Below are 23,976 nucleotides of genomic sequence, written 5' to 3' on the forward strand. Positions count from 1 at the left end.
ATAATGGCTTTACCAGTAACAATGTATCGATGGGATGACCCAGGCGCGCCGCAATTGAGTCAAACACAAGGTTCAGCAGTTGATGTTATAAAAAAGTGCTTAATTGATGGTTATGGAACAAAAGAGCCAGCTGGTTGGGTTATTGAAGAAATATCATCAGACAATAAAAATATGATATTTAGCCCAAAAAGCCGCGCTTGGATGTATCTAATTTATGATGATGGTCGTAACTCTTACTGGGGCAATAGAGGTGCTATGGTTGGCGCTATCGATGCTTATAACTCAATAGAAGAACCTATTTCATCACTAAATTATAGCGACTGGACAAGTAGAACCCTAAAGGACTCAAGTTATTACAATCAGGTAATAGATAAAATTGCTTCTAAATGGGTGATATTGGCAGATGAGGAGAGCTTTTACCTCCTTTTGAACGATATAGGATCTGGAGGCGCTAGTGCGGGTTGTTTTTTTGGTAAGCTTGATGGAAATGGCCATGATTTAGCTTACAGTGTAATTGCAAACTATGGGTATTATAAGGATTATGATACATGCCAATTGTTTAGCTCTTATACTTCTCATAAATCTATACTTGAAATTACATCTGCGTACCCCATTTTAGTTGATGTTAATACAGGTACTTTAGATTCAATTCATGAAGTTGGGCCTATAAATGTCACTTCAGGCTCGTTTATAGATGTTGGACCGTCAGGCATATCCATTGATGGGGTATGGGGCCCTATCTATTTTAAAAATAAATCTCTTAAAATATCAGCATTTTTACCAAACGCTGAAATGGCATTATCACCACCGCACACAAAGCCAGAACAGTTCGAAGTAATAGACAATTATCTTTACTTTAATCATGTACGCTTTTATTTGGGTGAATAATGAAATATACAATTAAACTTGGCCAACCGGTAATTCCATCAGTAATGTACGTTGATGGTGTTATTGAACCAAAAGAAGGCGTCAAGCTTAAATCTCAGATGGTTGTTGCTATAGATAAAAGTACCTATTCGCCAGTGGCTTATGCTAATACTGGTGAGCGTGGTGAATTTTATTTCCGAGTCGCTAATTTAAATTTATTAACAGTAATATGCTTTGATAGGACAGATAGTTATTCAGCAACCCTTGTAGATAATGTGACACCCGCGATAACAACTTAGAGAGATAGTTCATGGCAAATCCTTTAGTTGTATTTTCTTTTACAAGTTATGCAGAAGAAAAAAGTCCACCCATAACATTTAAGTTTGGTGTTGATTCAACCCCAACAGAGCCGCCTGAAAATCCTAATAAGGAAGTGGGTAGCTATTTTCTTGTTGATTGGCTTAGCTTCCCTACTACCGAAAATGCAGTTCATTTTGATTGGACTTCAATTGATATTTTCTTATCAAATGAATTGGCTTATAAATCAATAAACATAACTGAGGCGAGTGTAGCAGTATCATGGTTACTAAATAACTATGAGCAAACAGTAGCTATTACAAATTGGTCTATTGGTGAAGGATTATTAAACAGTATTGAAGTGCCTTTTAAAAATAAAATGCTGCGTGTGCATAAAGAGCAAGATTTGTCGTGGTTAAATAATTTAGATATTGAGCACAACACGCTTTTAATACCGTGGAAAACTGGCCCTATTAATGAAAGTTCATGGCAGTTTGATTGGCGAGTAAACCCTGAATTAAAACAAAAAGATTTTGTTATCTACTACGGCCAAACAGATAAAGAATACATTTGTTATTGGCGAAATCATCCATTTAAAGGCTATGTAAAGCTCGACTTTAACGCCCCATACCAAGCCCGAACAGGCTCTATAAAAATGCGTTTCAATGCACCCGATAAAGTGTGTTATTGGGGCCTGCCAGGCGGTTTGGTTCGTGGTGATGATGACATACCAACAATAGACAGAAAAATACCTATTGAACCCCAGATTAGGAAAACATATATCATGCAGCCAACCATTAATTGCGTACGTCTTTCAGACGACGTAAAGATACTAATTAGTAGCATAAATTACTCGGTATCTCGCAGCCAGTTTAGTGCTTCATGTAGCCTTAAGTTTTGTTCTCGTATCGACTTTGAGCGTGCCCTGGGCCAAGAGCTAAAAATCTCAGTAAATGGCTACGATTTTTATGTGATTTGTGAGCAGCCTAGCACTGCTAATCGTTTTGCAAATTCAAGCTATAGTGCAAGCTGTCGCGGACGTTTTGCGCTCTTATCGGCCCCATATGCTCGCGCTACAAACTACGCCAATCCAACGGCTAAAACGTTAGCGGGGATCATGTCAGATATTTTAGTAAATACAGGCTGGTCACTCGATAATAAAATGATAGATTACCCAATCCCAACAGGGGCATTTACTTATACTGATTTAACCCCCGCTGCCGCACTTTTAAGTGTGGCTAAGTCGGTAGGGGCAATGTTGGACATAGACAACGCTAACAAAACGGTCTCAGTTATACCTGCTTGGCCTGTTATGCCTTGGGATACTGAAAACGCTATTTGTGATGTAATACTCAACGACTCAATAATACTCGAACATAATACAAGCCAAACGATTAACCAAGCGCATAACGCGGTATTTGTTCGCGGTGAGCAGCAAGGCGTGGCGTGTAAAATCAAACGAGCGGGAACATTAGGTGATCAGTTTGCAGGTGACGTAGTGGACTCATTAATAACAGACAACCAAGCAGCAAGGCAGCGCGGCTCATATGAACTTGCCAACAGTGGCAATAAACAGCAAAGCACTATACGCACAAAGTTACTAAACGACTTACCACCAATTAGACCAGGCATGTTGGTAGGCGTTACATATGGCAGCTCTACTTACAAAGCAACGTGCGATAACATGGATATAAGCGCAAGTATTAGCGACTCAGGGGCCATCACAGTAAGCCAAACTATAAAGGTGATCAGCAATGTCTAATACACTCAACCGCTTAGGCTCAGTCCTGGACAAAACGCAACGTACTATAGTGACAGTGGTTTCAGTAAACTCTAACGGCACCACGTTAGTACAATACAGCGACAGCAGTCAAAGCATTGTGTTAGGTGCTAACGTTGAATCAGGCGCAGCATACGTTGAAAATGGCCGTATTGTTGGGGCAGCACCAACGTTGCCGTATACAGAAATAGAAGTTTAAGGTTATTTGTTGCAAACAAAGGAACGCTATTGTATTTTCCGTTTTCGTATTTATTTATAAAGGAGTTTAAATATGAATGTTACAAAACCTATCACTACCAACCCACTAGAGCCGCTAGACAAAGTTAAACCAACGCAGAATAAGCCACAAGAAACCAAGCAGGATTTTGCAGCAATACTTAACTCTGAAATGACTTTGAATAATGGCGGCGGCGGGCACCCTCTAAACCCTAAAATAAAGCCTAAATAGTGGAATTGCCAACTTTAAGCGTGCTACTTGGCTACTCTCTAAACAAGCTTGAGTTAGTTGCTTTTATAGTGGCGTTCTTACTGGCAATCTATTTCAAGCCTAAAAGGGTTTCTATTGCTATATCTGCTGGCGTTATGTCAGTAGGTTTAGCGATAGGTGATTTGTTCCATGGCAACTTACTTAACTTGCTAGACATTACAGAGCAGGTTTATTACTGGTATTTGGTGTGGGCTTTGTTCTCGTTGTTACAGGCTTTTGTAGTTCTAGGTGTTCATTGGTTCATCGGTGTTATGTTTAGTGATCAGGTTAAACTGGTGTTTATAACGATGGCGTTAAACGCTTTTTTAAACACCTTAATGTTTATTGATCGCAACTTAATAGCACTCAATTTTGATGGTAGCCCAAACTTTTATACAGAAGATAATTGGCTACTATGGGATATATACAGCATCGGGATAAACGCAAACCTGCTATTTTTGGCTTTTATGTTGTTTACCCGTGGTGAGTTTAAAGGCAAATATGTATGGATATTCTTATTGTATTGTTGTTGCTTTGCGGTGTTATCGCTTTAGTTGTGTTTTCATATCGTTTTTATATGCTTGAATCCATGGTTAAAATACCAGAGCGGCACCTGCAAAAGATTACTGACGAGTCACTTATTGAGCTTTGCAACCTACTTAAACAAGAGGGAGTGCCAAAGGATATAGTGGAGTTAGTGCGTAATCGTAAGCTAGCAAGCCGCACAAATGATTTAAGAGGGTTTACGAATAACCCTACAGGTGAGTTTATAGAGCTTATTAGAGGTGCAGAGGAGTTGATTGATAGGCAGCATGAAACAGGAGAAGACCTATCACAGTCAATATCTGCCTTACTCAAATTGGCAAAGATCAATGCCTAATATATGAAGCAGCGAAAGCTGCTTTTTTATTGGCTTGAATATTATCACCCCAACCCGCGCGGCATAAATGATAATTTATTGTTTATCACTTAACCCCGTGGCGTTTATCATTTTTCGTCGGCGGCTACATGTGAGTTTATAAAAATGCCACAATTAGCAAATCAACAATTGGTTGGACCTCAGCGAAAATTGCGAGTCTCTCAAGGCCTTTATAAATGCGGCTTTGAATGAGTTATCCACGGTTTCTGTGGATAACTCTGTTTATGAAACTTTAAGAACATCATCGGCACCAATGTTTTAGGGTGCTACAACGATTTCAAGCTTTTAAATCACTATTTTTTATTCATTGTAAAACAGTGGGTTATGTTTTGGTGGCTAATAGATGTAACTCCATGAATGAATTTTTTCGTAACGATAAACCAAGTAGTTGCTTTGTGTAAAAAAGCATCAGATAACACAGGGTGTTTGTAATAAAAGTTATAAAAATGTGTTTTAATTGTTTTTTGGCGTGTTTAGGCTCTATTTTAACAAAAAGATGTAAAAACCAAGTTTTACTATTTTTTAGAATATTTACTTACGTAATTACATCAATTGTGGTGATAAATCCGTGGCTTGAACTGCCTTGATGCTTTAAAATGATTCGTTCAGTAAAAAGAGGCCTATTTATTTCATGCGCGCAATTTCAAAATCTCAGACTCGCCCAGATTTACTAAACGATCCTATCTTGCCTACATTAAAGACGATGACCATACCGATGATATTCGGCATGATCACACTAATGATGTTCAATATTGTAGACACCTTTTTTATAAGCTTACTTGGCACCGAACCACTAGCTGCCGTGAGCTTTACATTTCCGGTTACTTTTACCGTTATCAGCTTAGCAATAGGGCTGGGGATCGGTACATCAGCAGTAATAGCGAAAGCGCTCGGCAGTAATAAAATTGATGAAGCACGTTTTGATGCCAGTATTTCTTTAATGGTTGGTTTGGTTCTGGTTATTGTGTTGTCATCTGTTGGATATTTACTGATTGACCCCATATTTACTTTGCTAGGAGCGGGCGCGCAAGTATTGCCGTTAATACACGAATACATGAATGTATGGTTTATCGGTAGCGTATTTTTAATAACCCCAATGATTGGTAATTCGGTACTGCGTGCCAGTGGTGATACCAAAACGCCAAGTATAGTAATGGGCGGAGCCGGGCTGATAAACGCCGTACTTGACCCAATACTTATATTTGGCTTTGGGCCGGTACCCGCGTTAGGAATTCAAGGCGCTGCCATAGCAAGTGTTGTTGCATGGTCGGTCGCTGTGGTTATTATTTTATATATATTAGCGGTTAAAAAACGTTTGTTGAGTCTCAAAGCGGGCAAGCAAACTGTAACTGGCGCTATTCGTAAAATATTAAAAATTGGTTTACCTGCTGCAGGTGCAAACATGCTTACACCCGTTGCAATGGCTGTAATGACCGCCTTAGTAGCGCATCATGGGCCAGAAGCCGTGGCCGCATTTGGAGTAGGAAGCCGGATAGAATCTATTGCAAGTATATTAGTGCTTGCGCTATCGATGACATTACCGCCATTTGTGAGTCAAAACTTTGGGGCTGGCAAATTATGCCGTGTCAAAGAAGCGTATACCGGCACACTAAAATTTGTGATGGTATGGCAATTTGCCATTTACGTATTACTAATTGCATTTTCAGGTGTTATAAGCCAATTATTTGGTAAAGAACAAGCCGTAATAGATGTAATTAAGCTCTTTATTTATACCATCCCACTAAGCTATGGCTTACAAGGGGTGATCATATTATCAAACTCATCGTTTAATGCTTTACACAAACCAATGAACGCATTGGTACTAAGCGTTATTCGTTTATTCATATTTTATGTACCATTTGCTTATATCGGCAACGAAATAGCCGGATTATTAGGGTTATTTATAGGCGCTGCCATAGGTAATTTATTTACAGCAATAGTGGCATATAAATGGTTTATGAAAAAACTAGAAGCGCTGAGCGGCGAATCGTTACAGGAGTGCAATAATTGAGCGACCATTTTCAGTTAAAATCACATTTCAAACCAGCAGGCGATCAGCCTACCGCCATTAAACAGCTATGCGAAGGGTTAGAAGCGGGGCTTGCACACCAAACGTTATTAGGTGCCACCGGTACAGGTAAAACCTTTACCATGGCCAATATTATTAGCGATTTAAACCGTCCAACAATAATAATGGCGCACAATAAAACATTGGCTGCGCAGCTATACGGCGAGATGAAAGAGTTTTTTCCTAAAAACGCGGTTGAATACTTTGTATCGTATTACGATTACTACCAGCCAGAAGCCTATGTTGTATCTAGCGACACATTTATTGAAAAAGATGCTTCGATAAATGAGCACATAGAGCAAATGCGTTTAAGTGCGACCAAAGCATTGCTTGAGCGTCGCGACACCATTATTGTGGCATCGGTATCGGCTATTTATGGTTTGGGTGACCCTAAATCGTACATGAAAATGATGCTACTTTTAAAAGTGGGCGAAAAAGTAGATCAACGCGACATGCTACGCCGTCTTGCTGAAATACAATATACCCGTAATGATATAGATTTTAGCCGAGGTACATACCGTGTACGTGGCGAAGTAGTTGACATATTCCCAGCAGAATCAGACACTTTTGCTGTACGTGTAGAAATGTTTGATGATGAAATAGAACGCTTAAGTATTTTTGACCCGCTTACCGGTGCAATTGAAAAGCACATAGTGCGCGCTACTATTTATCCTAAAACGCACTATGTTACCCCGCGTGAAAAAATACTTGGCGCTATCGAAAAAATAAAAGAAGAACTAAAAGATCGAAGAGCCCAGTTACTAAGTGCTAATAAATTAGTAGAAGAGCAACGCGTAACGCAGCGTACGCAATACGATATGGAAATGATGCGAGAGCTAGGTTATTGCTCTGGCATCGAAAACTATAGCCGCTATCTATCTGGCCGCACGCCAGGCGATCCGCCGCCTACGTTACTTGATTATCTCCCAGACGATGCATTGATGATTATTGATGAATCGCACGTAACCGTATCGCAAATTGGCGCAATGTATAAAGGCGACAGAAGCCGTAAAGAAAACTTAGTTGAATATGGCTTTAGAATGCCCTCAGCAATGGATAATAGACCGCTGCGCTTTGAAGAGTTTGAAGCTATTTCACCACAAACTATTTATGTATCGGCAACGCCTGGCGACTTTGAATTAGAACGTTGTGTGGGCGCAATTGCAGAGCAAGTAATTCGCCCAACAGGGTTGCTTGACCCACTTATTGAAGTGCGTCCAGTGGGCGATCAGGTTGACGACCTCCTATCAGAAATTTATAAAAGTGTAGAGAAGGGCGAACGCGTACTGGTAACCACATTGACCAAACGTATGTCTGAGGATTTAACTGATTACTTAAGTGAGCATGGCGTAAAAGTGCGTTACTTACATTCAGACATAGATACCGTTGAGCGCGTTGAGATTATTCGAGATTTACGTGCGGGTGTGTTTGATGTGTTAGTGGGCATTAACTTACTTCGAGAAGGTTTGGATATGCCAGAAGTAGCGCTAGTAGCCATACTTGATGCTGACAAAGAAGGCTTTTTACGCTCAGCGCGTTCAATTATTCAAACCATTGGTCGTGCTGCACGTCACTTAGATGGTCGCGCAATTTTATACGGTGATAAAATTACAAAGTCGATGGCCAAGGCCATGGACGAAACAGCGCGCCGACGCGAAATTCAGCATGCTTATAATGTTGAACACGGTATTGAACCGCATTCACTAGCCAAAAAGATTCTTGATGCGATGGATGTTGGCGAAGAGGCCGGCCCTAAAGACAACCTTAAACTTATTCGTAAAGATTCTAAAAAGGTACTTAGCGCGAAAGAAATTACAGTGCAAATTAAGCAGCTTGAAACCAAAATGCATGCATACGCAAGCGACCTAGAATTTGAAAAAGCGGGCTCTGTTCGCGATGAAATACATGAACTACAACAACAGTTGATTAATTAAAAATGACAGCAAACTTTACACCTCTTATTACTGCGCTTGAAGACGCGCCAATTTTAAAAAATGAACTGTGTCGTGTTTTTCATGGCCGAGGCCACAGCGTCGAAGCATTAAGCCATATTAATTTAGACTTTTACCCGCCAAGTTTATTTTTGGTTTCGTACGATGAAATTGATGAGCAAACACTAAGCGAGCTCACCAATGTTGTGTGGCAGTGGGCACAAAAAAAACAGCCTGAGCTTATTACGTCACTTGTGTACCAGCAGCGTGCTGGCGTACAAAGCCAAAACACCGTGGTTTATGGGCAATTACCTAATCCACATGTTGTAACCGAAAATGGCATTCGCTTTTTGGTTGATTTACAGAGCCGCCAAAATACCGGAATATTTCCCGATATGCGCAGTGGCCGTGAATTTGTAATGGCTAATAGCAAGCATGGCAAAGTGCTTAATTTGTTTTCATATACATGTGGGTTTTCGCTTGCCGCCATGCAAGGCGGGGCAGATCATGTGATGAACATGGATATGAGCAAAGGCGTGCTAAAAGTCGGCAAGCAAAACCATCAGCTAAATGGTTTTGAGCGCGGCGTAAGTTTTTTACCTCACGATATTTTAAAATCCTTTGGAAAACTAAAAAAAGCAGCCCCGTTTGATTTAATAATAGTTGATCCGCCAAGCTTTCAAAAAGGCAGCTTTATATTAACTAAAGACTATCAAAAAGTGCTGCGCAGGTTGCCAGAGCTACTTTGCGATACCACACAATTACTATTATGTGCGAATAGCCCAGAGCTTAGCGAAGATGCATTTAAAGCGTTAATAAACGAGAACACCCAAGGCGCAATTGAATTTGTTGAGCGGCTAGCCCCCACCGAGCGTTTTATTGAAGTCGATAGCGACAAAAGTTTAAAAGCGCTTGTCTATAAAACGTCACAAACACCTGCTTAAATGAAGCTCAGTAAACGCCTAACTGCCATTGATACATTAATTTCGCAGCATCATGATATTATTTGGGATTGTTGCTGCGACCATGGTTATTTAGGCATGGCGCTATTAAAACGCGCAGCTGCAAACCAGGTTATTTTTGTAGATATAGTCGCCACTTTAATGAACGATTTAGAAGCGCAATTATCATCTATTAATAAATTACAAAAAACCTGTGATAAAAACCCGCAGTGGCAGGTCTTATGTCAGGATGTAGGCAAAATTGAAATTGCTCAAAGTAAAAGCCAAGTAGTTGTAATAGCAGGTGTTGGCGGTGAGCTGTTGTTAAGTTTAGTACAACAAATTATTGCTAATAACGCAGTGGAGCATTTAAATAATGTTCGGTTTATTTTATGCCCCGTGCATCACACTTATAAGTTGCGAGTGGGTTTAAAACAACTTGGTTTAGGGCTTATAAGTGAGCAAATAGTTTACGACAACAAACGTTTTTATGAAGTGATTGAAGTGAGCTTTAGTACCAATATTGAGATTAGCCATACCGGCAACAAAATGTGGGACTTTGCTAGTACAGAGCACGCTATGTACCAACGGCAACTCATAAATCATTATAATAAAATGCTCAATAAAGATAAGCCATACTATCAAAAAGTTATAACAGACTATCAAGAACTCACCGATAGTTAAAAAAGCCCAAAAGTAGGGCGTACATGTGATCTAATTACGACATTGATGACGTAATGTGTTCATAGTTTATATCGCACAACGCGAGTTTATTTGGTTTATTTATGTCAGATAACAAGAGTCACATTAATCATTTGCTTAGCAATGAGCAAAAATGGCAACACAGTTACGAGCAACCTATTTCTTATGCACCCCTTGTGCAATTGGCTAATAGTAATTGGGTGGTGCCACAGCATTTTTTACGTTACAAGCACACGCTTCAAAGCGTAAACGAAGTACTTGAGAGTATTGAATTTTCGGCTCACTTTAGAGTGCTTGCTGCACAAAAAGGTGAAGAAATTTACCTGCAAGTAGCAGTGCTGAGCCCTGATAACTACCAAAAAATCGCATCTACTAATGAAGCCAAAGCTAAAAAACTATTATTTGGCAGACGCTGGATTGTAGAGGAAAACCTACCTACTTCAGAACTTATCCAAACTGCATTTTTAGCGTTAAAAGTAGCGCGAGAACATGAAGTAAGAGAACTTTTTCAGTTAATGCAAAGCGGCGCAACAAGCACGCCATTTAACAATCACCACGACTTACCTGTAATGGCGCAAAACCCTGAACTTGTTAAAAGCGAAGCGATTACAAGTAACGTTGATGAAGTGCTTAAACGTATTGTATTTGCAGGAAAAAGTATTGAGCTTAAAAGTCAGCAGCAAGTAGCCGAGCAACATTTATATACTGTTGAGCTGTTGTGTGAGGATTGCCAGCTTAGTGAGTTTAATAAAAAAACGATTGCGTTTTTAACAGCAGACTCATCCGCTAATAGTTTTTTACACGGCTTAATTGCGGCATTGGTGGCTACAAGTAACGACTACGTAAACGAGCAGTTTAAATACAAAGGTTTTGCCCGTTTTAGTAAGCACGTAGTGGTTGAACAAATAGGTAACCTAAGTATCGCTATGCGCTCGCCAAGTACCGTAGGGCTTTGCTCTGTGGGTAAGCAACATGCTAATCAGTTAAACTTTGAGATAGACAGTGGGCGAGCACCACAGGGCTGCGGGCAAGCTATTGGTGGGTTTTTAGCTGCTCACGGCATTGAGCAGCCAGAAAATGCACATTTATATCCAAATTACCTATAACAACTTAAAGTTTATTAATTTCATCTTTAACGTTAAAGCTTGAATCAGTAACAATAGCCTCAAGTGTTTGTACACGCTCTTTTAATGCAAGCACTTGTGCGTTTGTTTCAGCTAATTGTTTATGGGCATCGCTGTTGTTGTTTTGCATTTTATGCTTAAACTCAAGATGCTTTTTATACATATCGTAAACCACTCCTGAGCCAACCGAAATTAGCACAATAAGTACAATCATCGTAGTTCCAGACATAACCTCATTCCTTATCATTTTATTATTCGTTTATGGTTAAAGTATAACCTTTAAGCGCTTATGATAAAGCTGACAATTGTAACTTAATTTGTATAGCTTAATTAAGCTCAGCTTTGAGTGTGTTCATCATTTATACACTTAAGATATTGTTTAATGGCTGCATAAATAAACATACTTTAGCCAATACAGTGAGTTGCCATGTTAAATAATAAAATACCTCCCGTTATTGTTGTGCTGTTTTTTGCAGGCATAATGGCGCTTATTGCGCATTACAGTGTTATTGATTTCACCGCATTTATTACCTACTTAGCAGCAAGTTTGGTTATTATAGGGTGTGTTTTTTGTATTGCAGGGGTGGTGAGTTTTAAAATAGCAAACACCACAGTAAACCCTAGTAAGCCTGAGCAAGCGTCAAAACTTATTACGAGCGGCATTTATAAAATTTCGCGTAACCCAATGTATGTGGGTTTTGCATTTATTTTAGCAGGGTGGGGTATTTGGTTGAGCTCATTGTGGGCACTTTTATGTATTATCGGGTTTATTGCGTATTTAACGTTTTTTCAAATAATACCCGAGGAGCGAGCGCTCACTAAATTATTTGGCGAAGAGTTTACCGCTTACAAAGCGCGCGTAAAACGCTGGTTGTAATCTCTACGTTAAAATTAAACAAACAAAAAAGGCTATCGATGATAGCCTTTTTTATTTGTAGCAACTGTATTACTAATTAATTGCTGCTTATTCGTATTCTAACGGGTCTGTAATGTTATTTAGTGCAAATGCTTCAAGGCGTTCTTGGCACGCGCCACATTTACCACAGGCCTTTTCACGGCCGTTATAACAAGTCCACGTTTGGCTGTAATCTAAACCCATTTCAATACCGTCGGTTAAAATACCAATTTTAGTATTGTTTAAGTATGGGCTAAAAATTTCTACAGCGTCGTAGTTAGCAATACGGCACACATCATCCATTTTTTGCACAAATTCAGGACGGCAGTCGGGGTAAATAGCATGATCCCCAGAATGAGCACCGTAATAAACTTGGCTAGCTTTAAGTGATACCGCGTAACCAACCGCAAGCGAGAGCAAAATCATATTACGATTAGGAACAATCGTACTTTTCATGCTTTCTTCTTCGTAATGGCCTTCTGGCACGTCAATATCATCAGTAAGAGATGAGCCACCAATAAGCTGGTTAATCGCCGAAATATCAACAATTTTATGTGGAACGTTTAATTTTTCACACACACTTGCTGCTACTTTAAGCTCTTTTACATGACGCTGACCATAGTCAAATGATAGGGCATATACATCATGGCCTTGTTGCAGGGCTTTATTTAATACGGTAAATGAGTCCATACCGCCGGAATAAATAACAACTACTTTTTGCGTCATATCTGTTTTGCTCTTAGTTTTAATAGAGGTTTATATCAGGGCGCGATATACTACACGGCCGCAGCTTAAATAACAATTTTTGCACAGCGCTTTTTGGTTTTTTAATAGTAGCAATGTGGCTGCTAGGTAGTAAGTGAGATTTCTTTTGTACAAAATTAATGAAGTGTTTGAAACCATCCAAGGTGAAGCAAGTTTTACTGGCACACCTTCAATATTTTTGCGCCTGCAAGGCTGCCCAGTAGGCTGTTCTTGGTGCGACACCAAGCAAACGTGGGATGTTGATAATGTATATAAAGTATCGCTGGACGAAACCGTAGAAAAAAAAGCCGACTCAGATCATTGGGCTAACGCCAGTGCAGAGCAAATTTTAGCGTTGTTTCAATCACGTGGGTATACCGCAAAGCATGTAGTAATTACCGGCGGCGAGCCATGTATGTTTGACTTAAATCCAGTCTGTAACTTATTACACGAACACGGGTTTAGCACACAAATAGAAACCAGCGGCACGTTTGAAATACTTGCCCCAGAGCAAACATGGGTAACAGTATCGCCAAAAATTAATATGCGCGGCGGTTACGAAGTACTAACCAGCACCATGAAGCGCGCAAACGAGATAAAACACCCCGTTGCGATGCAAAAACACGTAGAAGAGCTAGAAGAATTATTTGCTAAAACAGGCGTTAACCCTAAGCTTGTTTACTTACAGCCAATTAGCCAAAAAGTATCAGCAACTAAACTCGCAATCGACACCTGTATTGCCAAAAACTGGCGCCTATCAATACAAGTACATAAGTATTTAGGAATTAGTTAAAGCCAGTTTAAAGTTATAGTACGTATGTTGGGTAGAGCGTAGCGAAACCCAACGAATCTCCAATTCCACACCGTTTTATAACAACGCTCTATAATATTTAAATACGTAGGCCGGATAAGCGAAGCGTCATCCGACAGTCCTGTACTTTATAGCCTGAACTTTATAGCCTGAACTTTATAGCCTAAAATTTATAGCCTTAAATTACATCTACCCCAAAGCTCATATCTTCTTCGTTAATTGTGCTAATTAGTTTACTATGCGCGACTTAAAAATATTCTACTACTTACCACTAGGCTTATATGTCCGCAAATGCGCTTTACACCGACCTTTCTGATTACTACGACTTAATGTGCGCAGATATAGATTATCAAGCCCAAAGCAATTCTATTCACAGGCTGCACCAAATTTTTGGTAATGGTGCAAACACCCATCTTGATTTAGCGTGTGGCACTGGCCCGCATGTACGCCACTTTATTGATTACGGCTATAAAAGTAGTGGGCTTGATTTAAACCAGCCAATGCTCGATAAAGCAAAAGTTCGTTGCCCAGAAGCGCAATTTTCGTTGCAAAACATGAGTGAATTTAAGGTCACTGAGCACGTGGATTTAATTACCTGCTTTTTGTATTCAATACATTACTGCGACGGAATTGATAAGTTAAAAGAGTGCCTTGCTAGCGTGCACAATGCATTAAACGTAGGTGGAATATTTTGCTTTAACACGGTTGATAAAAACAAAATCGACAGCGATTCATTTGTAGAGTACACAGCAACAAGCGAAAATAGCTTCTTCACATTTCGATCTGGCTGGCACTACGGTGGCACTGGCAGTAAACAGTTATTAAAACTCAGCATAGAAAAAACCACCGCAGACAACACTCTCGTATGGCACGACGAGCACCCAATGGTTGCTTTTAGTTACACCGAGCTTAAAGAAGCCTTAAAACCGTACTTCGAAATTCACATATTTGAACATGACTACGACAAAATAACCCCATGGGCACAGCGCTCAGGCAACGCCATTTTTGTCTGCGTAAAAATTTAAGTTAAACACGTACGTTGGGTAGAGCGTAGCGAAACCCAACGAGCTCCATACCCACGGCCAATACCCACACCCAATAACCCCGCATTATATATTTGAAAACGTAGGTCGGATAAGCGAAGCGCCATCCGACACAGTAGCTTGTTTAAGTTTCGGCGAATATAAACAGCTAATTAATTATGATGTATGAAGTCAAGATTTGACCCCTAAGGCTGTTATTGTTAAATGGTTAAAAATAGCAAAACAAGGCACTAATTAATTATGATGTGTGAGGTCAAAATTTTTACCATTTGGTATTGCCTCCAAGAGGATTTTAAACTGTCTACTTTGTGTGTATTATCAAAAAATAATAATACATATAAGGAAATATAAAAATGAATAAAGAGTACCTGATTTTACGCTACTCATTAGTAGAAGAAGCGCAAAAAGCGCTTAATACAAAAGCAATACCACCAGTTAAAGGCCATGCAATTTTACCAGCGATAAAGAATGATAGAGAGTTTAAGTCAGCAGGCGCTCTTTATAGCGTACTTGGGTTTAAAGAACTTGTTCCGTCTTTTGGATATGATTTTCCAAATGGACGTTTTTATTGTGGGAAAATTGCAAAACTAAAAAAACAGCAAACAGGTGAAAAAATTCCAGGTGACATTGTTGAAGTGGTGCATGACAACTGGATCCCGTTATCAGTAGTAATTGATATACAAACGCAACACATATTTGTTAGGAAAGATTGGCGATATGGCGACCCTGAACATATTGCTAGGTCATTGCAGACAGCCTTTACTGACCCAGTACTTGCTACTTATAACCATCGTATTTTTATTGAAGGTAAGTCAGAGTCAGCTAAGTTTTGGAACATTGTAAGTTCGAAAAGTAAAATATACAGGCTAGAGTTTAAGTTGATATCTCCAAATATTTTAGATACAAACCAAAAAGCAAGGGATGCGGTTGAAGCATTGCAAGATATATTTGGGCAAGATGAGATAGATATTACTTTGAAAAATGACTCTGGTGATTTAAAAGTACCAGAGTCACCTGTATCTAACTATCTAGAGTATATTGCAGAAGGCGAAGGTAGTTGGAGTGTTGTCACAGAAGGTGAGCGAGGCGGCAAGAAGGCGCATAGTAGTAATGAAAATATTGATACAGTAAGTCTACCGTCTATTGAAAGTGAGAATGAAACTGATGATTCTCAAATGGAGTTAGGTGAAAAAGCAGACTCTGTGCATACCTTAAATTATAAAGAGTCAAATTTAGGTGCTGAAGTTTATGCGACAATTAAACATATGGGTAAAAGTTAAAAAACCATTATTAATTGGTTTATATATCTTGGCGTCTTTAATTCTATGTTTCGCTGTTTTGCATATGACTAATGGGGCTGCAAAAAAGTTATTTGATACTGTATTGGCAGTTTTCCCTTACTTTGTGGCTGCCGCGAGTGCGTTAACGTGGGCGTTGTTTAACTATATTGAAGGTGTGTTAAAGGATGTAAGTGAGCTAAAAGGTAATCAAAAAAAGATAGGGATTGCAGTAGAAAAATTAACAGATCTAAAAAATGAAGTTATCAGTAACGCTGCTTTTATTATATTATTATTGTTTTTAGATGCCCTGTTTAAGGGGGGAGCTGGCTTGTTTGACGGGGATTCAACCCTTTTAGAGTGGCTCTTTTTGTCAGTCAGGGGGGGCGTTATTTCCTTGGCAATTTATGCAGCATATGATCAGTTTCAGGGTTTTAAAAGAGCGCAACAATTTAGACTAATCATCAATAATGGGAAAAGACAAAACAATAGCAAATAGTGTTAATAGCCTTGTGTATTTTCACTGTATTGATGGCGTAATATTAACAATTGAGGCTTGAGGGATTCTCCATAAATTTAACCTAAAACCATAGGGATAAAATCTTGACTTCATACATCAAAATTATTGATTGCCTATTTATCCCTCGAGCATGCTCTTATAAATCTAAGGTTTAATAACTAGCATAAAAAAAGCGTTGCCCTTGAGCAACGCTTTTCTGTATTTGTCTAATAGCTGGTAGCTAACTTACTTAGCCGCTAGCTTATTCTGCCACAAACTTATTCTGCAGCTAAATAATCCAACACTACTTGATGATGATCTTTAGTTTTAAACTTATCAAATAGGTGTTTTATTTTACCGTCTTGGCCTACTAAAAATGTCAGGCGGTGAATACCATCGTACTCTTTACCCATAAACTTTTTGTAGCCCCATACACCAAATGCTTCTGCAATGGCGTGGTCTTCATCGGCTAATAAATCAAAGTTAAGCTCTTTTTTAGTTTCAAAGTTTTTAAGGCGCTTAATTGGATCTGGGCTAATACCTACAACGCGGGTGTTAAATTTAGCAAGCTGTGCTTGCTCATCGCGTAGGTTTTCGGCTTGTACAGTACAACCCGGCGTTGACGCTTTAGGGTAAAAGTACACAAGCACTTGTTGCTCTTTTAACAGCTCGCTTAATGTTACTGTTTCGTCGTTTTGGTTTTGTAGGCTAAAAGCGGGTGCAGTATCGCCAGCTTGTAATGGACTAATTGTGTTCATGTTTAGCATCCTTAACGAATTCGTTTAAAAATATAATCTACGTTTAGTGTGTGAGAAAGGCTCTCAAAACTAATTTTAAATTGATCTATATCTACATCAACAGGTATGTTGAATTCAAGTTCACAACGCATTTTAATGTTGTCTTCTTGAGAATAAGTGTCTGACTTAAGTGAGCAAATACTAATATTATTGTCGGCAAAAAAGCGCGTTACTTTGCTCAATGTACCAGGGGTGTCTATGCCTGTGTATTCTAGGGTGTAACCTGCACAAAACTCGCTAGGAGTATGACTTGCTGTACGCTTCATCATGGTTAGCAGGCCAAGTTCCATGGCTTTAGTGGGCAGTACGTGCTCTATGCGGCTTATTGCCGACATGTCGCCGCTAAGTAGCATTATGAAGGTAAATTCGCAGCCTAAAATAGCAATACGGCTGTCAATAATGTTGCAGTGGCAATCGCTAACCAGTTGGGTTAGTTCACTTACAATACCGGGTCTGTCTTCGCCAATCGCTGTTAAAACAATTTGATGATTTGAAAATGCAGTCATGAGTTCAAATACCTTGTTACTTGGATTATATCAACCGAGTTGGCAACACCAAAAATACACACGAGAAGTTGCACGGCGGCGAAGTTTAACACAAAAAGGGCTCTAAACTACAGCACACGCTAATTAAGCGCTTTTAAAGTGCGGTGTTTCTTGTTTTTACTGGCACGGGAAAGTACCATAGCTAAAATTTGCTTATTTGCGCTTATTTGCGCTTAGTTGCTTACTAAGTTGAAGTGCTGAACTTTATTGCATTTAGGCAGCCAAATAATAAATGTAAAGTTAATATTGATTTTACACTGAACCAAATCGGTATTACCCACTCATATATTTGTTAAAACAATTAAAGGGTATGCTAAGGAGAAATATCTGTGCAGTATTGGATCCCAAAAGCACTTGCAGTAAGTGTATTGGTAAGTTTATCAGGGTGTAGTGTATTTATTAATAAGGCACATGACGAGCGTAACTATCGTACGCATGAGCCTGTAAAAGCACCAGCGTCGTTATCTCAACCAGCTCAAGACCCAGTTTATAAAATGGATGTAGGTCAATACGACAATAATCCTGAAGCTACAAATTACCGCCCACCGGCACAAGTATTAACAATTGCGAAAGGCAGTTGGGTAGAAGAGACAGATAAACAAGCGCGTATTTATTTTGATAAAAACGATGGCATTGCTGATTTAGATGAATTTCTTTGGGATACGATTAAATCTGTCCTAGCTGATAATAATGCGGCAACTACTAAAGAAGATAAACTACTTGGTATTATTGAAACTGATTGGTACTCAATCATCAAAACAGAAGAAAGCTTTTGGTGGTGGGGCGATGAAGTTAACGATGACTTAGAAAAGTTTAGATTCACTATTGAAGAAAAGTCACATCAGCGTACTGCGTCTTTACGTGTAGAGCTGATAGATTTTAAAGGCGACCATACACTTACTGATTTGTTAAAGCAGCAGTTAGAAGTACGTGCGCTTAACCAAGTAGTGAGCGAGTTTGATTACCGTTACCGTCAACTTGAAGTTGATATGCGTAAACGCCAAGGTATTATTTCTCTTGAAATGGGCTTTGATAACAAAGGTAATGCAGCACTTGTAACTGAGCAATCTTACGAAGCTGTGTTTGACCGCTTCTCTGGTTTTTTAGAGCGCTTGTCGTTCTCTATTGTTGAAATTAACCCAGATACGGGCTTAATTACTGCAGATTATACTAAACCAGAAACAAGCGTTTGGGATTCAATTTGGGGTGATGACGTAGCTCAACTACCTATTGATGAAGGCCAATATCAAATTTTAGTAAGTAAAACTAAAGAAGGCGGTACTAGCTTAACGTGGATGGATGATAAAGGCGAAACGCTTGAGCCAGGTACTATGAATGGTTTACAACAAGCATTAGAAGCAGCACTCATTCAGCGCGGCATTAAAATTTAAATAATAATAAGTTTTACCATAAAAAGAGCGCTATGCTCTTTTTGTGGTTTTTATAGGTTAAACAATATGTCTCAGCTACCTGAACGTTCACACTATACGTGGCGCACTTGGTTTACTTTTTTGGTTCCTTCGTTAATTGGTGTGTTTTTATTTATGACACCCATTAGTACTTCGCAAGGGATGACCATTCCTATTGCCGTTATGGCAAAAGCGGTTCAAGCAATGATGCTTGGCTCTGCTCAAGCAATTATTACTCTCATTATTTGCATTACAGGGGTTATTTCTGTAATTACTAAAGTGTTTAAACCCGCCGCTATATGTAACTCACCTTTGTTAAAGCATTTATTTGATGTGAGCTGGACATGGCTGGTGGTGCGCTTATTTGGTATGGCGTTTGGTTTAATGACGTACTTAAGCTTAGGCAGCGAGATGATTACCTCGGCCAATACTGGCGCGCTGGTATTAAATGACTTATTGCCAGTGTTGTTTTCGGTATTTATTTTAGCGGGCTTATTACTGCCGCTATTAATTAACTTTGGTCTATTAGAGCTTGCTGGTACGTTAATGACCAAAGTAATGCGCCCTGTATTTGGTGTACCAGGTAGAAGTGCGGTTGACTGTACTGCATCGTGGTTAGGTGATGGCAGTGTGGGTATTTTGATGACTGCAAGGCAGTACGATCAAAAGCATTATACACAACGCGAAGCGGCTATTATTGGTACTACGTTTTCAGCGGTTTCAATTACATTTAGTTTAGTGGTGCTTGGGCAAGTTAAACTTGAATACCTATTTGCACCGTTTTACGCAACGGTATGTTTAGCCGGTATTGTTGCCGCTATTATTGTGCCGCGATTACCGCCACTGCGCTTTAAAAAAGACTTACTCATTGATGGCACTGAGCCAGATAGAGACGCTGAAACAATTCCGGGTCATAAAACTTTATTTGGGCATTCGTTAGATGTTGCATTAGCAAAAGCTGATAACTCAACGGGTGTTAAAGGCACTATAAAAGAGGGCGTACATAATGCGCTTGATATGGTGTTTGGTGTGTTACCTGTAGTAATGGCGGTAGGCACATTTGCACTGATCATTGCTGAGCATACGCCTATATTTCAGTATTTAGGTATGCCGTTTGTGCCATTTTTAGAGCTATTGCAAGTACCCGAAGCAGCCGCTGCGTCGCAAACTATTATGGTTGGTTTTGCTGATATGTTTATTCCGTCAATATTAGCAGCAGGGACTATTGAAAGTGATGTAACGCGCTTTATTATTGCCGCAATGAGTGTAACTCAGCTTATTTATATGTCTGAGGTAGGTGCACTTTTACTTGGCAGTAAAATACCGGTAAATATTTTAGAGCTATTTATTATATTTATTTTGCGAACGCTAATTACTTTACCTGTTATTGCGCTAATGGCGCATTGGCTAGTAGGCTAAATTAGCAAAAATATATTTAGCGAGTTGGTATTTTTGAAAAAGCCCTGATTGATCAGGGCTTTTTTGTGTTTGTTGTATTTTTTATATTGGCGTTGGGCTTTATAAACTCCTGTTTTGCAGAGAGTCTAATCAGCGCAATATTACCAATGATAATGGCAAGAACAACAGCGACAATAATTACAATATGCCAAGTTTGCATCGCAGTATCACTTAATATTTAGTACGTTTAAGTGTGACCGTTTTACGCTATAACAGCAATTAAATTACTCAAAACACAATCAATAATTTTAAACGCAATCAATAACTTTAAACACAATCAATAACCTTAAAAACGTCTAGCTACCGAAAGCGTTAAAAAGTTAAGCCCTGGGTTTGGCTCTTTAAAGCCTGCGTTTGAATAGTGAATAACTCTAAGGGCAACGTTAGTATGACCAAAGTCGGCAACAAGGCCTATGCGGTCTTCAAACTGGTAGTGAGTACTTATGTTTTTACCGGCAAACTGCGTTTCATCAATCAGTGATACACCAATCCCTGCCTCTACATAAAATGGGGTGTTGTTAAAACTAAAGGCAGGAAATTGCAGCACAGGTGACATAGCAAGTACTAGGTTTGATTGTGTTTCATCGCCGTGGCGGTATTCCCACATATTTACGCTGGTTTCAAAGTAAAAGCGTGCATCACCAATTATATTTTGCATGCTAGGTGCATGATACTGATACGCAAGCTTAACGCCGTTTACGTTACCTTCGCCTTTGAGAAAATCAACGGCATAACCGTGGTTCGATTGAGCAAAAGCAAGTTTGCCAAAAAGTGAAACTACTAATACAAAAGAAATAATAAGTGTTTTAAGTGACGTTTTCATAGGTGCCAAATGTTTGTCTGATTCAAGTGATAACTAAATGATAAGGGCGACCTATTAACAATTACAATGAGGACAAAATGCCGGTTGTATATGAGCTGTTAACGGTGGTTTCTAACTGCTTGAATTTATTTTAGTTATTTTATTGGTGCGTTTTGGGCATTAATAAGTTGCTTATTTGTGCCTTTTTTATTGCGTATAGTTCGCGTAAACTAAAGCCATCTTAATCACACAGACATATACAATTATGAAACTCTTTAAACTAATCGTTTTAGCCACTGCTTTTTTTAGTAGTTCGTTATTTGCACAAACTCAGCAATCGCCAGATCAGTTACTTGAATCAGTAGCCGATAAGCTATTTGCAGACATTGGCCAAGTAAATTCAAAAGGCACAGCAAGCAAAGAAGCGATGGCTGCCATTGTTGAAAAACGTTTAATGCCACATATTGATGTTAAGTTTGTGTCGTTTAAATTATTAGGTAAACACATTAAAGGCATTGAGCGCGAGCAGGCTGTTCAATTTATAGATGCAGTAGAGCATTACTTAACAGGCACATACGCTGGTGCACTAATGAAGTACACAGGTCAAAAAGTAGTATTTGAGCGTAATAACGCAAAAAGTGACTCTGAGTACGCAACAGTTAATACACAAATTATTGAGCCAAATGCGCCTACAATCGACTTAAGTTTTAAGCTTCGTTTAGGTAAAAATGATGAGTGGAAAGTATACGATATTGTTGCCGAAGGCATTTCACTATTAAGTGCTAAGCAAAAAGAGATTATTCAACGTATTTCTGAAGTGGGTTTAGATCAAGTTATTAGCGAGTTAAAAAGTAAATAGACTATTTGTCTGGCTCTGATTAAGCCCAACTCCAACCTCAAAAACGGCCAATTACTTATGTACTTGGCCGTTTTTATATTTGTAAGTAAAGGATTGTTGCTATTGCGTAATTTTGCGCTAGCAGCAAAACAAAGGTGTGCTAGAATATCGACACTTTGATTAAGCGTGGTGTCAGCTAAAAACTGATATAACTTACCACCCCCAAGCCACACTGGAGTTGTGTTGTTTTAATGGAAAATGTACTGATTTGGCCAAAGGAATACCCATTACTTATTAAAGGACTGGTAGAACAAAACGGTGCCTTTATTTTAGATGCTTTGGAAGCTTGGCCTGCTTGTCGTTCTACAAATGAAGACGATGGTGTATGCACCACCGTGTTACCGCCTATTTATTATTTGGCATGGCTAACCCCGCTAGAACCATTTGAAGAATGTTACTTTCAACATATCTCTGAATATGACGAAGACGCACAAGCGTATATTAGTGCGGTTAAAAGCCATTACTACGATAATGAATACACCCCTGAAAGCTTAGTGCTTATGTTGTGCCAACGCCTTGAAAAATACGCAAGTGTGGCTGCGCAAAATACCATAGATACGCCACTGTCTTTAGTCGATTTGTTTTTTAGTAAACGCTATTTCACGTTAATTGAGCATGCGCTAAATAATAAAAGTAAACTTTCGGCAAAAGATACATTAGCCCTTTGGAAAGAAGTTGATTTTAGAGAGCGCTTAAGTGCGTTTATTCCAGAGTCTATTGCTGATTTAGATACTCTTTCTGAACTTGCTAGCGAAAAAGTAGCGGCGGGTAAAGACTACTTTACGTTGCTTACACAGGTTTCTCCTGATGTTGACTCTGTTGTACTGCTAGAAAAAGCATTATTAACGCACTTACGTAAAAAAACAGCCAAGCAAACAATGGCCATGCGTTTTATTGAACAAGGCGCCACAGGCGTTCTTGCTGACGAGAACAATAAAACAGCCTTCATGTGGGCCGCCGAAAAAGGCTATGTAAATGTGGTTGAAACGCTACTTGCAAAGCAAGATAAAAAAGCGGTTGATAATTTAGGTAATACAGCGCTTCATTACGCTGTATTTGCTAAAAATGAATCGTTAATGGTGCTGTTAATTAAAGCGGGTTATAACTTTAGAGCGCGCAATAAAGAAGGCTTAAGTTGTTACCGTTTGGCGGTTAGTATTAAAGCCAATAACTTAGTTAAATGCTTAGAGCGTGACTTTGGTATTAAAGAGCTTTCGCCGGAAGGGCAGTTTGATCGTATTAAAAAAGTACATGTGCTGCACGCTATTGTCACTATATTGCTGCCTTTGCAGTTGTTCTTCTTTTTTGATGAAACACTCTCAATTAAAAGCGAGCTGACGCTGGGTTTAACCATGGTTGCAGTGATTTGTTTTTTCTTTGCGACCACTTTAAAACGCTGTGCGTTATATCCACATATTAAACATCCTTGGGGTTTATTTGTGCTTAGGGGCTTTTCGTTTATTAGCTTAATTGCTCAAATAGGGTTGGCGAGTATTGTGGTACTAGCAGCCTTGAGTGATTTGGTTTAGTCACTTTTAAAAAGTTAATAAAAAACGCGCTTAAAGCAATTTAAGCGCGTTTTTTGTTTGCCCAGCGAAGCTGGCAAACCCGATAGGCTGAAAGATGCCTTATTACCCTGACTAAGGGGAAGATAATCTGAATGGCAAGGGCGTCACTGGCCAACGGTGGGGTCTGAAGGAAGC

At 39.3% G+C, this 23,976-nt stretch carries 27 protein-coding genes; 21 read left to right on the plus strand and 6 right to left on the minus strand.

Features of this window, described 5'->3' with window-relative positions; all coding sequences use genetic code 11:
• Window positions 1–3: 3 nt before the first annotated feature.
• The 12 genes from H4J63_RS02155 to H4J63_RS02210 all read left to right on the plus strand — a co-directional run bounded on the left by H4J63_RS02155 (window position 4) and on the right by H4J63_RS02210 (window position 11,077).
• Window positions 4–888, plus strand: coding sequence for a hypothetical protein (locus H4J63_RS02155; protein WP_182194235.1), 885 nt, complete (start codon window positions 4–6; stop codon window positions 886–888).
• A complete protein-coding gene (locus H4J63_RS02160) occupies window positions 888–1,166 on the plus strand; it encodes a hypothetical protein (protein WP_182194238.1) in 279 nt (92 codons plus the stop codon). Before H4J63_RS02155 ends, H4J63_RS02160 begins: the two co-directional genes overlap by 1 nt.
• Window positions 1,167–1,177: 11 nt before the next feature.
• Complete coding sequence (locus tag H4J63_RS02165) at window positions 1,178–2,926, plus strand: hypothetical protein (RefSeq protein WP_182194240.1); 1,749 nt, start codon at window positions 1,178–1,180, stop codon at window positions 2,924–2,926.
• Window positions 2,919–3,143: a hypothetical protein gene (locus H4J63_RS02170; protein WP_024604955.1), complete on the plus strand. Its 225-nt coding sequence runs from the start codon at window positions 2,919–2,921 to the stop codon at window positions 3,141–3,143. Before H4J63_RS02165 ends, H4J63_RS02170 begins: the two co-directional genes overlap by 8 nt.
• A 72-nt stretch (window positions 3,144–3,215) precedes the next feature.
• Complete coding sequence (locus H4J63_RS02175; RefSeq protein WP_182194243.1) at window positions 3,216–3,392, plus strand: hypothetical protein; 177 nt, start codon at window positions 3,216–3,218, stop codon at window positions 3,390–3,392.
• Window positions 3,392–3,964, plus strand: a complete 573-nt coding sequence (locus H4J63_RS02180) for a hypothetical protein (RefSeq protein WP_182194245.1) — start codon at window positions 3,392–3,394, stop codon at window positions 3,962–3,964. Before H4J63_RS02175 ends, H4J63_RS02180 begins: the two co-directional genes overlap by 1 nt.
• Window positions 3,916–4,290: a hypothetical protein gene (locus H4J63_RS02185; protein WP_259365563.1), complete on the plus strand. Its 375-nt coding sequence runs from the start codon at window positions 3,916–3,918 to the stop codon at window positions 4,288–4,290. Before H4J63_RS02180 ends, H4J63_RS02185 begins: the two co-directional genes overlap by 49 nt.
• A gap of 670 nt (window positions 4,291–4,960) precedes the next feature.
• Window positions 4,961–6,340 (plus strand): MATE family efflux transporter, encoded by a 1,380-nt coding sequence (locus H4J63_RS02190; protein WP_182194249.1) that lies wholly within the window; start codon window positions 4,961–4,963, stop codon window positions 6,338–6,340.
• Window positions 6,337–8,331 carry an excinuclease ABC subunit UvrB gene (gene uvrB / locus H4J63_RS02195; protein ID WP_182194251.1) on the plus strand — a complete coding sequence of 665 codons (1,995 nt, stop codon included), beginning with the start codon at window positions 6,337–6,339 and terminating at the stop codon, window positions 8,329–8,331. The genes H4J63_RS02190 and uvrB overlap by 4 nt, the downstream gene beginning before the upstream one ends.
• Before the next feature lie 2 nt (window positions 8,332–8,333).
• Complete coding sequence (locus H4J63_RS02200) at window positions 8,334–9,272, plus strand: class I SAM-dependent methyltransferase (protein ID WP_182194254.1); 939 nt, start codon at window positions 8,334–8,336, stop codon at window positions 9,270–9,272.
• A complete protein-coding gene (locus tag H4J63_RS02205; protein ID WP_182194257.1) occupies window positions 9,273–9,953 on the plus strand; it encodes a tRNA (adenine(22)-N(1))-methyltransferase TrmK in 681 nt (226 codons plus the stop codon).
• Between the two features lie 101 nt (window positions 9,954–10,054).
• Complete coding sequence (locus tag H4J63_RS02210) at window positions 10,055–11,077, plus strand: hypothetical protein (RefSeq protein ID WP_182194260.1); 1,023 nt, start codon at window positions 10,055–10,057, stop codon at window positions 11,075–11,077.
• A 4-nt stretch (window positions 11,078–11,081) separates the two neighbouring features.
• Here the strand turns inward: H4J63_RS02210 and H4J63_RS02215 are convergent, their stop codons facing one another.
• A complete protein-coding gene (locus tag H4J63_RS02215; protein WP_010553668.1) occupies window positions 11,082–11,324 on the minus strand; it encodes a hypothetical protein in 243 nt (80 codons plus the stop codon).
• Window positions 11,325–11,522: 198 nt separating this feature from the next.
• On the opposite strand from H4J63_RS02215, the gene H4J63_RS02220 reads away from it, so the two are divergent.
• Entirely contained in the window at window positions 11,523–11,972 is a 450-nt protein-coding gene (locus H4J63_RS02220; RefSeq protein WP_024598358.1) for an isoprenylcysteine carboxylmethyltransferase family protein, read from the plus strand.
• 87 nt (window positions 11,973–12,059) lie between these two features.
• On the opposite strand, the gene queC is transcribed toward H4J63_RS02220, so the two are convergent.
• The gene (queC, locus tag H4J63_RS02225) at window positions 12,060–12,716 is read right to left on the minus strand and encodes a 7-cyano-7-deazaguanine synthase QueC (RefSeq protein WP_002960416.1); all 657 of its coding nucleotides are present in this window, start codon (window positions 12,714–12,716) and stop codon (window positions 12,060–12,062) included.
• 145 nt (window positions 12,717–12,861) lie between these two features.
• On the opposite strand from queC, the gene queE reads away from it, so the two are divergent.
• From queE to H4J63_RS02245, 4 genes are all read left to right on the plus strand, one after another.
• Entirely contained in the window at window positions 12,862–13,527 is a 666-nt protein-coding gene (gene queE / locus H4J63_RS02230) for a 7-carboxy-7-deazaguanine synthase QueE (RefSeq protein ID WP_002960417.1), read from the plus strand.
• A gap of 299 nt (window positions 13,528–13,826) precedes the next feature.
• Window positions 13,827–14,570: a class I SAM-dependent methyltransferase gene (locus tag H4J63_RS02235; RefSeq protein WP_182194263.1), complete on the plus strand. Its 744-nt coding sequence runs from the start codon at window positions 13,827–13,829 to the stop codon at window positions 14,568–14,570.
• Window positions 14,571–14,941: 371 nt separating this feature from the next.
• The gene (locus H4J63_RS02240) at window positions 14,942–15,868 is read left to right on the plus strand and encodes a hypothetical protein (RefSeq protein WP_182194266.1); all 927 of its coding nucleotides are present in this window, start codon (window positions 14,942–14,944) and stop codon (window positions 15,866–15,868) included.
• Entirely contained in the window at window positions 15,837–16,364 is a 528-nt protein-coding gene (locus tag H4J63_RS02245) for a hypothetical protein (protein WP_182194268.1), read from the plus strand. Before H4J63_RS02240 ends, H4J63_RS02245 begins: the two co-directional genes overlap by 32 nt.
• Before the next feature lie 278 nt (window positions 16,365–16,642).
• On the opposite strand, the gene bcp is transcribed toward H4J63_RS02245, so the two are convergent.
• Window positions 16,643–17,122 carry a thioredoxin-dependent thiol peroxidase gene (bcp, locus tag H4J63_RS02250; protein WP_002963124.1) on the minus strand — a complete coding sequence of 160 codons (480 nt, stop codon included), beginning with the start codon at window positions 17,120–17,122 and terminating at the stop codon, window positions 16,643–16,645.
• Between the two features lie 11 nt (window positions 17,123–17,133).
• A complete protein-coding gene (locus H4J63_RS02255) occupies window positions 17,134–17,667 on the minus strand; it encodes a glycine cleavage system protein R (protein WP_007583906.1) in 534 nt (177 codons plus the stop codon).
• A gap of 368 nt (window positions 17,668–18,035) precedes the next feature.
• Here H4J63_RS02255 and bamC point away from each other — a divergent pair, with 368 nt between their 5' ends.
• Window positions 18,036–19,097 carry an outer membrane protein assembly factor BamC gene (gene bamC, locus H4J63_RS02260; RefSeq protein WP_182194271.1) on the plus strand — a complete coding sequence of 354 codons (1,062 nt, stop codon included), beginning with the start codon at window positions 18,036–18,038 and terminating at the stop codon, window positions 19,095–19,097.
• A 66-nt stretch (window positions 19,098–19,163) separates the two neighbouring features.
• On the plus strand, window positions 19,164–20,534 hold the full coding sequence (locus H4J63_RS02265) for a YjiH family protein (RefSeq protein WP_138489349.1): 1,371 nt from the start codon (window positions 19,164–19,166) through the stop codon (window positions 20,532–20,534).
• 52 nt (window positions 20,535–20,586) lie between these two features.
• Here H4J63_RS02265 and H4J63_RS02270 read toward each other — a convergent pair whose 3' ends face one another.
• Together H4J63_RS02270 and H4J63_RS02275 are read right to left on the minus strand one after the other, a co-directional pair.
• A complete protein-coding gene (locus H4J63_RS02270) occupies window positions 20,587–20,733 on the minus strand; it encodes a DUF2897 family protein (protein WP_182194274.1) in 147 nt (48 codons plus the stop codon).
• Between the two features lie 126 nt (window positions 20,734–20,859).
• Window positions 20,860–21,396, minus strand: a complete 537-nt coding sequence (locus H4J63_RS02275; protein ID WP_101163303.1) for an acyloxyacyl hydrolase — start codon at window positions 21,394–21,396, stop codon at window positions 20,860–20,862.
• A 244-nt stretch (window positions 21,397–21,640) separates the two neighbouring features.
• Here H4J63_RS02275 and H4J63_RS02280 point away from each other — a divergent pair, with 244 nt between their 5' ends.
• Together H4J63_RS02280 and H4J63_RS02285 are read left to right on the plus strand one after the other, a co-directional pair.
• Complete coding sequence (locus tag H4J63_RS02280; RefSeq protein ID WP_182194277.1) at window positions 21,641–22,234, plus strand: phospholipid-binding protein MlaC; 594 nt, start codon at window positions 21,641–21,643, stop codon at window positions 22,232–22,234.
• A 230-nt stretch (window positions 22,235–22,464) separates the two neighbouring features.
• Window positions 22,465–23,802 carry an ankyrin repeat domain-containing protein gene (locus tag H4J63_RS02285; RefSeq protein WP_182194280.1) on the plus strand — a complete coding sequence of 446 codons (1,338 nt, stop codon included), beginning with the start codon at window positions 22,465–22,467 and terminating at the stop codon, window positions 23,800–23,802.
• Window positions 23,803–23,976: the final 174 nt, after the last annotated feature.

It is taken from the genome of Pseudoalteromonas sp. 5Ae-yellow (assembly GCF_014077565.1).
Classification (GTDB): domain Bacteria; phylum Pseudomonadota; class Gammaproteobacteria; order Enterobacterales; family Alteromonadaceae; genus Pseudoalteromonas.